Origin of the sequence: Nonlabens sp. YIK11, from assembly GCF_001413925.1 — a bacterium.
Lineage (GTDB): Bacteria > Bacteroidota > Bacteroidia > Flavobacteriales > Flavobacteriaceae > Nonlabens.
Genome location: NZ_LBMJ01000001.1, coordinates 3081125 through 3093364, shown reverse-complemented (window position 1 = coordinate 3093364; position 12240 = coordinate 3081125). Strand labels below are relative to the sequence as shown.

11 protein-coding genes are annotated in these 12240 nt (G+C 38.3%); 4 read left to right on the top strand and 7 right to left on the bottom strand.

Annotated elements, in window-relative coordinates:
* Position 1: 1 nt before the first annotated feature.
* From AAU57_RS14060 to AAU57_RS14040, 5 genes are all read right to left on the bottom strand, one after another.
* The gene (locus tag AAU57_RS14060) at positions 2-1228 is read right to left on the bottom strand and encodes a permease (RefSeq protein WP_055413521.1); all 1227 of its coding nucleotides are present in this window, start codon (positions 1226-1228) and stop codon (positions 2-4) included.
* Position 1229: 1 nt separating this feature from the next.
* Positions 1230-2108, bottom strand: a complete 879-nt coding sequence (locus AAU57_RS14055) for an NHL repeat-containing protein (protein WP_055413520.1) — start codon at positions 2106-2108, stop codon at positions 1230-1232.
* Positions 2108-2740: a heavy-metal-associated domain-containing protein gene (locus AAU57_RS14050; protein WP_055413519.1), complete on the bottom strand. Its 633-nt coding sequence runs from the start codon at positions 2738-2740 to the stop codon at positions 2108-2110. The genes AAU57_RS14055 and AAU57_RS14050 overlap by 1 nt, the downstream gene beginning before the upstream one ends.
* A gap of 18 nt (positions 2741-2758) precedes the next feature.
* Positions 2759-3523, bottom strand: a complete 765-nt coding sequence (locus AAU57_RS14045; RefSeq protein ID WP_055413518.1) for a hypothetical protein — start codon at positions 3521-3523, stop codon at positions 2759-2761.
* 68 nt (positions 3524-3591) lie between these two features.
* On the bottom strand, positions 3592-4005 hold the full coding sequence (locus tag AAU57_RS14040) for an HYC_CC_PP family protein (protein ID WP_055413517.1): 414 nt from the start codon (positions 4003-4005) through the stop codon (positions 3592-3594).
* A gap of 116 nt (positions 4006-4121) precedes the next feature.
* On the opposite strand from AAU57_RS14040, the gene AAU57_RS14035 reads away from it, so the two are divergent.
* Entirely contained in the window at positions 4122-5849 is a 1728-nt protein-coding gene (locus AAU57_RS14035) for a mechanosensitive ion channel family protein (protein WP_055413516.1), read from the top strand.
* Here AAU57_RS14035 and AAU57_RS14030 read toward each other — a convergent pair.
* Positions 5846-6262 carry a response regulator gene (locus AAU57_RS14030; protein WP_055413515.1) on the bottom strand — a complete coding sequence of 139 codons (417 nt, stop codon included), beginning with the start codon at positions 6260-6262 and terminating at the stop codon, positions 5846-5848. The genes AAU57_RS14035 and AAU57_RS14030 overlap by 4 nt on opposite strands.
* Positions 6259-7509: a sensor histidine kinase gene (locus AAU57_RS14025; RefSeq protein WP_197275420.1), complete on the bottom strand. Its 1251-nt coding sequence runs from the start codon at positions 7507-7509 to the stop codon at positions 6259-6261. Before AAU57_RS14025 ends, AAU57_RS14030 begins: the two co-directional genes overlap by 4 nt.
* Before the next feature lie 528 nt (positions 7510-8037).
* On the opposite strand from AAU57_RS14025, the gene AAU57_RS14020 reads away from it, so the two are divergent.
* The 3 genes from AAU57_RS14020 to AAU57_RS14010 all read left to right on the top strand — a co-directional run bounded on the left by AAU57_RS14020 (position 8038) and on the right by AAU57_RS14010 (position 12020).
* Positions 8038-9429 (top strand): hypothetical protein, encoded by a 1392-nt coding sequence (locus AAU57_RS14020; RefSeq protein ID WP_055413513.1) that lies wholly within the window; start codon positions 8038-8040, stop codon positions 9427-9429.
* Positions 9430-9779: 350 nt separating this feature from the next.
* Entirely contained in the window at positions 9780-11054 is a 1275-nt protein-coding gene (locus AAU57_RS14015) for a tyrosine-type recombinase/integrase (protein ID WP_055413512.1), read from the top strand.
* A 6-nt stretch (positions 11055-11060) separates the two neighbouring features.
* Positions 11061-12020 carry a hypothetical protein gene (locus AAU57_RS14010; RefSeq protein ID WP_055413511.1) on the top strand — a complete coding sequence of 320 codons (960 nt, stop codon included), beginning with the start codon at positions 11061-11063 and terminating at the stop codon, positions 12018-12020.
* Positions 12021-12240: the final 220 nt, after the last annotated feature.

Below are 12240 nucleotides of genomic sequence, written 5' to 3'. Positions count from 1 at the left end.
TCTAAAGGATAAAAAATTTGGTGATTAATCCACCGGTAAGCCATAAATAACAAGCCAGTGCGGCAAATTTCATAATGCTTTCCAACAGTGCGCTTTTAGGCGCCATTTCACTCATGTTGTGATCTACGTCTTTCTTTTTGAAAAAGCCCAGATAAACCAAATAGCCTGATATTACCAAGAAAGTAAGGTTGAGGTAAAAGGTGTAGTCTATCTTAAAATACGTACTGTCTTGAATTTTGACCTGACTGGGATCTGGTAGCATGTTGAGTAAGTCAAAACCATAATGAAGGGTTAGCGCTGCACCTATCAAAGCAGTAAATAGTAGAAATAATATGAATAATGACATCTTCCAACCGTAATATCTCGCATTGATGCGCAACACTGGGAAAACCACCAGATCACTAAAAATAAAGGCCATCACTCCAGCAAAGCTGACTCCTTTACCAAAGAGCAAGGCTGCTAATGGTATATTACCCATGGATCCAATAAAGGTCAAAAATGCAGCCACTGGTCCAACGATGATGTGTTCCAAAATTTCAAAAAAACTAAAATCAGTATTGCCGGGACCGCTATTGATGAACAGTGTTTGGAAAAATGAATCTGGAACAAAGGCCGCCACGATTCCCGCAATCGTAAAGCCTACTGTAACATCTTTCCAGACCATTTGCCATTCCATTTTGTATTTTTTGGAAACGCGTGCCCAACTTTCCTCTTTTACGATCTGCTTTTTCCAATCTTTTGAAGCTTCTTCAGATTCGTCTTGATCGTCCTTTAGATTGTTGCGGGCTTTATCAATAAGTTTTTTAGGGTTTATAATCCTGATAAGCAACCAACTTATCAGGATTAAAAGAATACCACCCAAATACTCACCTACAACAAACTGCCATCCCAAAAATATGGAGATGATGATTCCCAGCTCGATCACAAGATTAGTCGATGCTAATAAAAACGCCATGCTGGATATAAAGCTGGCACCTTTTTTAAAAATGGACTTAGTAGATGCCAGTGCAGCAAAGCTGCAGGAACTGCTTATAAATCCAAAAAAAGTTCCCAAGAGCACGCCTTTACCTTCTGCACCGCCCATCGTCTTTTGCATGCGCTTTTCGGTTACAAAAATTTGGATCATACTGCTTATGATATAACCCAATGCAAAAGCCCATAACGCCATCCAGAAAAACCCTACCGACGTGTAGGCGGCCTCACCCCAGTTTTCAAGGAAGTTATTCATGTTATTCCTCCATTATAGGTTTTAAAGTATAACGTATCATCTCACCATTACGATAATTCGTGATGTATAAGATATCCTCGATAACCATCAAGTCTGTTGGTTTGTCAATACCAGATTCCAATACTTGCTTCAATTGATAATCCATCCCAAACACAAGGACGCGATCATTTTCAAAATCAGTTAGAAATATTTCTGAATCGCTCACGTAGATTCCTGTGGCTGCATTGAAGTTTTGGTCCTGTCCAAACTCTGCCAACACTTTCCCAGTTTTATCAAAAACCTGCCCGCGATTGTTGTAGGCATCTGCTACAAAGATCTTGTCTGCCGTGATTTGAACATCAGTTGGATAGTAGAAATCGCCCATGGCTTTTCCTTCTTTCCCAAAACTGATCCATTGGCTACCATTGTAGTATAGAATCCTGTTGGTGTAGAAATCTGCGATCGCAATTTCATTTTCATAAACACTTATTCCAGCAGGCGCGTCCAGAGAATCGTTAATGACGAGATAATCCATTTTATTATCGCGCATCACAGCAATGGAGTCACGTCCATATTCTGGTACGAACAATGCTCGCTCCTGAAGCATGGAAGTGGTCATCTTATCAGTGATCTGCAGGTCTGCTTTCCCAAAATCAAGGTGCATGGGACGATCAAAACCTTCCATCTCAAAAAGGATCTCACCATCGGTATTTACCTTAAGAACACGGTTGTGGTCTCCATCACTTAAGAAGATATCGTTACCATCTGCAGTGATTCCTATAGGATTGATGCCGTCTAGTGCAATCGTTTTTTCAAACTGCCATTCTTTAGGTTGCTCTACTTGTTCATTGCAAGAAATCATCCCGAAGAATATCGGGATGATATATATCAAATTCTTCATTATATGGCTCTTTTATAGTGACAACAAGCAGGTAATGCGTCATAGGTAGCATCGCTTGCCTTTGCGGTTTTAGTGTCATGACCTACTTTAGCCATGCTGGTAGCTACGGCTTCCCTATTGGTTTTTGAAGCGTCGTGAGCAATGGTTAACATATGGGTCTTTTCATCCCATTCTGCGGTGGAAACGCCAGCAAGACTGGATGCAGCTTTCTCGATACGTGCTTTACACATGCCACATTTACCGTTGACGTACATTTTAGTTGTGGTCAAGTTTGCTGAAGCGACTGCATCTTTTGAGGTAGCGTTGCTTTCCACTTTTCCATTGGCTCTATTGATAGTGGCCAGTTTAGGTGTGTAACCTGCTTTTTCCACTTGAGAGACGACAGCGTCCATAGTCAATTCCTTATCTGCCGGATAGCTGAATGAGAAATCTCCAGTTTCAATATCTATTTTGACATCTTTGATGCCTTTGAATTCCTTGAACTTTTTTTCAAGACCGTAGGCGCAAAATGGGCAGCCTAGACCGTCGACTTGTACTTCAAATTGATCTCTTTGATTTGATTTTTGTGCATCCGCTTTCGCGAAAGCGAACAAGCTAAAAGCTATGCTCAGTATGATTGCTATATTTTTCATGTTGTTATTCTTTTAAAATTAAAATGTGTATCGTGTGCCCAGAAACACGGAATAATTTAGGGCTCTATTATCTGGAATATCTTGTACCAATGGCAATTGCAAAGCAAGGTCAAAAGTGATGTTCTTGCTCGCATACTGGATACCTTGTGCATAAAGCAACTGGTACCAGTCACGTTCATGCAACCAGGCGCTGGTATATTCAAAATAAAGATTTACTTGTTTATTGGGATACTGTGGCTTGAGTAATGGCAACCCAAAGCCCAACTTGGTACGAAATTCATCCATCGTCCCATTAGGCATGGAGTTGTAACCTATCTCTGACGAGATACCATACTTAAGGGTTTCCAGCCCAGCAACCACGCCATAGTAGCCCGAATATTTACCAGTACTAAGATCCATAAGATCCAGCTCTTCTCCAGTAGGTAAGGTTTGCAGCGTTTTTGCCACCATACGGAAGGTCTTTCCCGTTCCATCCTTGCGGTAAAATTGGTATTTACCTAGAAGCTTAATGTCTGCTAACGAGCTACCGTTCGCATCATCTAGATCATAATTGATGTAGGGTAAATGAACTGCTACCAGGCTATTAGAAGTAGGCAAATAGTGAAGCATCAGCGGTACATAGATGGCCGTACCGCGCTCTGTATTGCGTATTTCGGTTAATGTTTTTGTTGTAAAACTGCCGCCACCTAGCATGATGGGCTTATCTGCAGTTATAGGTGGTCCTTGAGAGTACGCTTTCGCGAAAGCGAAAACCATACAAGCCACCACTAAAAATTGTTTCATTGTGTATAAAATTGAGTTTGACTTAAGGTTAGAATGAAATCAATCATTCCATGAAAGACAAAAACAATCTAGATAAGAAAGGAATCGTGTAATAAAAAGAGGTCGCGACCCGGTAATGGCGGCGACTCCTTAATGAGTCTGTTTTGTGCAGTATCCAAATCCTGTTCCAATAGAACGGCATAAGAATATGCAAAAGAGGTGATAAAGACCAGCTGGTCTAATGAGAAGTCAAATGTAGTTTTCTGAAAGTCCTGATCGCTGTCAGAAACGATCTGCTTGTCCTTGCAGCAACCCATATCCTTCATGGCATCGTGCATTTCAGGATCGGTGTCCTGCATCTCGCAACTGCGGGCATCATCGTAAAAAGCGATGTCCACAAGGTGATCACCACAAAAATGCGTCGCAATACTAAACGACGTTGTGGTAAGCAATAGCAATAATGCCATTGTAATGGAAACAGACTTGTGAATCAGCGATTTCATGACTACAAAGTTACAAAATGAATGCCATAGTGATACATAAGTCTTCTTAAATAAATGGAAAAGGAGCGCCCGATGGGATTCATATCAATATATTTAAAAATAAAACCGATCTAGCCATGCACTTTTTACGATTTCTATATTGTTTTTTACTCTTTAATGTAGGTGTTGTCCACTCTCAAAAACCAGCGGATACTACCCAACAAGAATCGCAACTTCCAAGTAAGGAATCCATCGTTGATGAAAATGCTGGTTATGCCAGCAATCCAATACTGGAATATAACGACTCCTATTATATTCTTTCAAGAATCAATGAAAACATTGGTCTACCTCCTACAAAATTCAATTACCGCACGCCGCAGGCGACCCTGGAAGAATTTGTCCAAGCATGTCGTGACGAGCGATTTGAGGACGCTGCCTATGCATTGAACCTGAATAGGATGCCTAGCAACCTGACGATTGAGGATGCGGCCGTACTCGCAGAGAAGCTATATTTTGTGATGAACCAGCGCGTCAATATTGAATGGGGTTCCATATCTGACCGTCCCGACGGACAAATCGATATACAGACCGCGACTAATAAGGCCATAGCGGGCAGCCCTAGACGTAGTGTTCATTTTGGCGAACTGGACCTGGAAGGTCGCGATGCGAGCTTAAGGCTGCAAAGAGTTAAGTATAAAGACTTTGGTGCATTCTGGCTCATCAGTGCTGATACGGTAGAGAATATAGAAGAGTTGTATCGTATTTATGGACCACGTCAACTTGAATTGATGATGCCTGAATGGGCACGATTTGGTGTTTTAGGTTTACCTGTATGGAAGATTTTAGGAACGCTGATCTTGATTGGACTTTCCTTTTTAATTGGAAAGTTGGGTTCTTATATCGTTCGCAGATTGTGTCGTAAGAGTAGGTTTGCGTGGTTAAAGGTAGTAGGTAAAAACCTGGCAACACCTTCTGGGTTTGCCATTGCCGTGCTATTCTTCTACATCACCCTTAATTCTCTCATTAGTTTTAGTGGTCCGTTTGCCAGTTGGCTCTATTCTTTACTGCTTATCACGGTCATATCTTCCATCACCTGGCTCATCATGAAGTTTATAGATAGCTTCATGATCTACATTGCTGAAAATAGGATAGGAGACACCAATCCTGAGGAAAACAGCCAGGCCAGACAGATGTTGACTTATGTAAGTGTTGCTCGTCGCGTCGTGACTTTTGTGGTGATTATAATAGGTATCACGGTGATCATTTCCCAGTTCCGTTCTTTGGAGAAACTCGGGATTTCTTTATTGGCTTCGGCTGGTGTGTTGACTGTCGTTCTGGGAATTGCAGCTCAAAGTACACTGGGAAATATTATTGCCGGTATACAGATTGCCTTGACCAGTCCAGCAAAAATAGGCGATACGGTAATCATCAATGATGATTGGGGTTATGTAGAGGATATTCGCTTTACTTATATGGTCGTAAGAACCTGGGACCAACGCAGACTCGTCATCCCGTTGAAGTATGTCATTAGCAATATTTTTGAAAATTGGTCAATGACAAATCCGCATCAAGTACGACCGATAATTGTACACGCAGACTATAGAATTGATGTCCAAAAAGTCAGAGAGAAATATGAATCGTTGTTGCGCAACCACGAATTGTGGGATGGTGAGCACGAGCCGGTTATTCAAGTTGTGGAGGCCGGTGAGGACACCATAGAGATGCGAGCACTTTGTTCTGGAAAAGATGCCAGTACTACATGGGATTTACATTGTGAGCTAAGAGAACAATTAGTAGCCTTTATAGCTGATCTAGAAGATGGCTTATATCTTACTAAAACTCGCGTGGAATTGAAAAAAGACTAGTCGTATTCTTCTTCCAATTTTTGCAAGATTTCTCTCAACATGCTTTCATCAACAGGTTTAATGATATAGTCTGTAAGTTCGCTAATGGATTTAGCTCGTTCTACATCAGTTGGGTCGATAGACGATGATACCATATAGATCGTAATTCTCTTACCTACCTTTGGTTTGAGCTTAATATATTCTTCCATAAACTCAAATCCATTCATGATGGGCATATTGATGTCTAGAAAGATCACATCTGGAAGTTCTTGTGCATTGGCAATATTATCAATCATAAAATTGATGGCTTGCTCTCCATCGGAGAAGACTAAAACTTTTTTGGCAAATCGCGATTTTTCTACGGTGCGCTTGAAACCATATTGATAGATTTCGTCGTCATCAATTAAACTTAGAATAAAAGGTTTTGCACTCATGCGGTTTGTTTTTTGAAAGTTACAATAAAAGTAGATCCTTTATTTGGAATACTATGCACTTCGATCGACCCGCCTAAAGATTCGACTTGATTTTTAACAATAAATAGGCCTATACCTTTTGAATTTTTATTCCTGTGGAAGGTCTGATGTAAACCGAAGATTTTTTTGGCTTGACGTTCCAAATCGATTCCCAGTCCGTTATCTTGAACGTACAGTTTAATTGCGTTCTTTTCATTCTCGGTTCTCAAGTGTATTTCTGGAGCTCTCTTTGTATCGCTGTATTTCAAAGCGTTGCTTAGTAAGTTGAGCATAATGCTTTCCAGATATACCTTGTTATAAATTACGAATGGAGCATCTGAAAAGTTAGCAGTGATTATCGCTTTTTGGTTCAAGATCTCGCCGACTAACAAGTCCTTCGTTTGACCTAAAACCTTTTCAAAGATTAGTTTTTGAGTTGGTATTTGTTCTTCGGTTTTAGTTTTTATTCCTGTTAGTAAAACATTTACCGTTTCGTCTAAATGCTGAATCACGGTATCAAATTTCTGGAAGAGTTCGGATTTCTCTTCTTCACTATCAGCATCTTTATAAAAATTGGAGAGAAAAATCAAATTGCCAATAGGCGCCCTCAAGTTGTGAGCGGTTATCTGAGCATAATCGGATAATTGCTTATTGGCGGCAGACAAGCTTTCATTCTTATCACGCAGATGACGTTGTGCTGGAAGAAGTACGAGAAAAAATTCAGCCATAATAATAAGTAGTGCGATACCAGTTAAAACATAACAGATGAGCATGGCGAGTTCATTTTTTCTTTCTGATTCCTTCTGTAACCAAAGGGTAATTTGTTCCATATGGTCAAGAAACTTACCTTCAATTGAAATGATTAATGCGACTTGAGACTCTAATTGAAACTTTGAATCTGCGCTTAGGATCTTATCAACAGCTTTGCTAATTTCTTCAATTTGAAGATTTGTTATTTGAAGAACTGAATCTACCTTTTTGAGATGGTCGTTCGTTTTATTTTTCTGGGATAAAAATTGTTGTGCCTCTTGTAATTCCTGAACGCTTTGATATAGCATATCGTTGCTGTATGCTGTTGAATCTTCTGTATTTCCTAGCAAATTGTACAACGCTTGCTTTGTAATGCGTTGACTCAACATTCGTTGGCGTCCTGACTTATTAATTAGAATTGCGTCTTCTTGCTGCAGCGATATAAAGTATGCAAGGGTTATCGCGATCAATATGATCATTACCGTAATGGTGATGGTAAAAACGGTATAAGAAGTCTTGAGATGTTTTGTGAAGTTCATAGGGATGATAGAAAACATCAAAATTATATTAGCAGTATGTAGCTCAACTACGTGTAAATATAAGGATATCAACTAGTTTTAAGACTTTGTACTTTAGTTGCATATAGAGCAATAGTAAGTTTTGAAATTCAAATTTCTAATAGCCCTAATATTTCTAAGTTAAAGAAATCGGCCTCAAACAACTGGCTTTCAGTCCTTCAGAATTCTACGAAACCATTCCTTTGTTTAAGAATTCGATTTTTTAGGGTAATTGTCGTCAAACAATAATTACAAAGATCAGTAGACCTGACAATCTTAAGTATACTAATGTTTCAATATTTGATTTCTGAAATTAAGAAATAAGCAGTTTGATCGGTATAACTTGTAGTTGCCGCCGTTGATTCCTAAAAGTCGAATATAATTCCCTCATGTAGAATTCTTGTCAAACGCTCAGTAAAGCTCGTTAACTTTCTACTCTAAACTAATACTATGAAAAACTTTAATAAAATTTTTGTTTTAGGATTATTGGCAATGGTGCTTGCCTGTAGTCCAGAAGAATTGGATGAGTTTGACAATACTCCTGAGGTACAGGAGTCCAATTTAGAACTTGGTATGAAGAGTGCCAAAAATTCTAAAATTGAAGGAATACGGGTCACCTATAAGCTTAAGGAGGCAGATGTTCCTGGAATATCAGGTTTTATAACGATTAGAGATGCTGGAAAAAAAGGTATTGAAGCTTTCATCAAACTCAAAAACACCTCGCCAGGATTGATGCATCCAGTTCATATCCATGAAGGTGTATTTGGTCAAGAAGGAGCTCGTGCCAAAACATTGAATCCTGTTAATGGAACTACTGGTATATCCCAAACTTATTTTACTCACATGGATAATGGTGATGTGGCAGATTTTGATGAGTTGGTCAACCAGCGTGAGTACTATGTAGGACCCCATTTTAGTATGGAGAATATGGAGACCATACTTGCAGTAGGTAACATAGGTGTTTTGGATCCACCAGTGACTTGTTCTGATTGTAGCGGTGGTCTTGATAGATTAGCATTCCAGTACAACGGAGATAAAACGGCTAGAGTACAGATCAAGCAATCCAATGGACACGTCATCTTTGACGCTCATGTAGATCCAGAAGAGCAAATTACTATTGCAGGAACTAGAGAAGATGGATCCTTTGGAGATAAAGTCTACATCTATGTGAACCACTGTAAAGTTGCTAAAGTCGTTACAAATTGTGATGAAGCAGTTTTAGTGGGTGACACTTTTGGAGATTTTGAGGTCGTAGATGGAAACAGCGTTTTAGGTGGTCCTATATGTGATGCTCCTGAAGAACCAGAGCCAGAATGCAATGACTGCGATGGTAAGGTGAACTACCTTTCTTTAAAATATACGGGTAGCCATGGCGCAAAAATTACCATTAAACAATCTCAGGATTATAAATATGTATTTCATGACTACGTCAAGCCAGGTGAAGTCATTAAGATTTATGGTAAGGCACATGATGGTTCGTTTGGTAAGGAATTGAAAATCTATTTCAATTTCATTTGTAAAGATAAAATTGATACAAGCTGTGATGAAGCTATAGGTCCAGGTAGCACATACGGTAATCTAACCGTAGTGGAAGGAACTAGTACAAACGGCGGAGAATTGTGCGAGGTAAGCGGCGACAATGATGATCACGATGATGACGATGACGATGACAAAGAATGTAAAATCACGGACTGGTGGCACAAACACTCATCTTGGTGTCAAAAGAAGACTTATTGTTCCAGCTACGGATGGTGGCATAAACACGACTATAAGTGCTACAAAAAACCATCAAAATGCAAGAATAAAAGCAGATGGCACAAGCATAGTTCAAAGTGTTCTTAATTAGTAATATTTAAGAATTTACAATTTCATGCAAAAAGCCCGATCATTTTGTGATCGGGCTTTTCTTGTCATATGTTTATACAGCTTAGTTACAAACCAGTGTTAAAAGCTCATGAATAAAAAAAAACACCATACATTTTCGTATGGTGTTTTGATCTGTGGAGTCGGGCGCTCTTAAACGATACAATTCTATTCTAATTAAATAATGTTTCTTTTGCTTAAAATACTGATAATCAGTATTTATATACAGTTGGTTTAATTTTAATTTGTGAATATGATTGTATGAGTAAGAAATAGATTGCAGATTTGTCGTCAAGATATCGGCAAACTTTGCCGGAGATACAATTAATATGGCGACTATAAAATTTGCACTACATACAAAATCTAAGAACAAACAGGCACCTATTTATGTACGTGTAATTGATGGTAAAAAGGTTGACGTAAGGCGTAAGACAAACCTATTTATCGATCCAGCCAAATGGTCTGTAAAGAACATGCCTATTCAAAAGGATGCTGAAACCAGACAATTGGCAATTGATCTTGATGAATTAAAAGCTTCAATTCAGAAATCCTTTCAGCATGAATCAAAACTAGGTTCTGTGATTGACGGAAATTGGCTCGTCAATGCTATAAATAAACATTTCAATCGAACAAAAACCGATGATGCTAATTTACTAGTAACCTATGGTAAAGAGTATCTCAAAAACCTCGAATATAAGCAGTACGATAACGGTCGTATTGGTGCGAGCAAGAGTAGTTCTGCAAAATATAAGGCAGTTGTTAAGAAGCTAGATTTATATGATGAATATGTCGGCAAAAAGCATGCGTTGACAGACGTTGATATTTCTTACGGTAAAGGTATAACTGCTTTTATGAAGACAGAACAAAAGTTGAGTGATAATACTGTAGGTCGATTTTTGAGATTTGTCAAAACGATCTGTCTGGATGCAAAGAAAAATGGATATGATGTTAGTGATCAATTGGATTTTTTCAAAGGCTTCACTGTAAAAACGCCCAAGATATATTTAACATTTGAGGAAATTGAGAAGGTACATTCCTATTCTTTTAAAGAGGAAAAATATCGTACTACTGCATCTTGGCTAGTCATAGGCTGTTACACCGGTCAACGAGTTTCGGATTTGTTGCGGATGAATGCATCAATGATCAAACAGATACAAGGACATCGTTTTATTATTCTTGTCCAACAAAAAACAGGAAAGAAAGTTCAGATACCTATACATCCGAAAGTTCAAAATATCTTGGACACATATCTCGGTAATTTCCCACCTGTATTTGCTAATAACCTTGATAGCGCAAAAGCTCTCTTTAATAGGTATTTGAAAAAAGTCTGTGAAAAGGCTGGATTAGACGAGGTTGTTAATGGTAACAAATTCGATAAGGATTCAAAACGATATTTGAACGGTAACCATTCGAAGCATGAATTAGTCAGCTCACACATATGTAGAAGATCGTTTTGTACCAACTTTTACTCTACACAATTATACCCAACACCATTATTGATGAATATTACAGCGCATAGTTCAGAAGCCCAATTCCTAGACTACATCGGTAAAAAGCCAATTGATTATAGTTTGCAGCTGGCCAGAATTTGGAATAATACATAAATAACAATGAAGAACCTATTTCGACCCACTAAGAACGCTTTTAAGTTATTGCCAAAAAGGGAAAACGGAGCTTCCGAAAAATTTATTCATGCAGAATTGAAATGGATTGACTATTTATGTCCCTCACATGATTACTTTGATTTTTTTGATTATCGACAACCAATTGCCGATTTCACTTCCCTAATAAACAATGAAATCTTTGTTTTTGATATAGAAGCCATATCAAAATATGCGGAGACATTGGGCCTTCTTAACCCATACGTTTTAGACTATAAAAGCTATATCCCTGAAATAATTGATTATGAATGTTATTATTTTCCATCTCCCTTTGAGTTTCGAGAGATTCATATAACTGAAGACGAGGAGTATTTTACAGAAACTCAAATGAGGGAATTGATTATTCAAAAACTGGTGACCCTTTCACGATCAAATCTGAATTTGACGATGGAAATAGCTGACTTTTATCTCAATACAATACAAGAAACCAAAAGCATACTTAATATTATTTGTTCGGAATGGACTGATGAGTATTCTAGGTATGAACTACTTGAAAGTGAAAGGAGTTTTCTAGAATTGAATAAGCAGCTAAATAAAAGACACAATAGTCTTAAACATGTAAAGCTTGAATTTACGCAAGTCGATATCGAAACAGAGAAAGAGCGATCCAATGCTGCTGCAAAATGTCGACAATTGGAAATACTTGGGTTAGATAAAATTTTGAAGAGTGCTTTTAAAAATGCAGATAATCCTGCTGCATCGATAGCCAATTTTCTACTGTCTTTCAGGAGCATAAAACCGGTTACTCTGAAGACCCAACTACATGGCACAATTTCAAATTATTCTGGTTCCAATTCAAACGCTAGAAACGTATCCCAAAATTTTAAAGAAAAGGATTTTGACTATTTACGTTCAATAGGCATTGATCGTTCTATCATTAGTAAATACAAGACTAACCACAATCCGTAGAAAAAGGATTTTTGTAGATCCTTTCGGTATCCTCTTCCAACATTTGTGGTAATAGAAACATTTTCATTATGCACAAACAAATACAATTCATATTAACGACGCCTGACGAGTTAACAAGGACAATAATTGATGCCATCGATACGCGATTAAGAGAATTCGAGAAGGAATTAACTAAAACTCCTACGATAGAATATCTCACTCGAATAGAAGTCTCCAAACT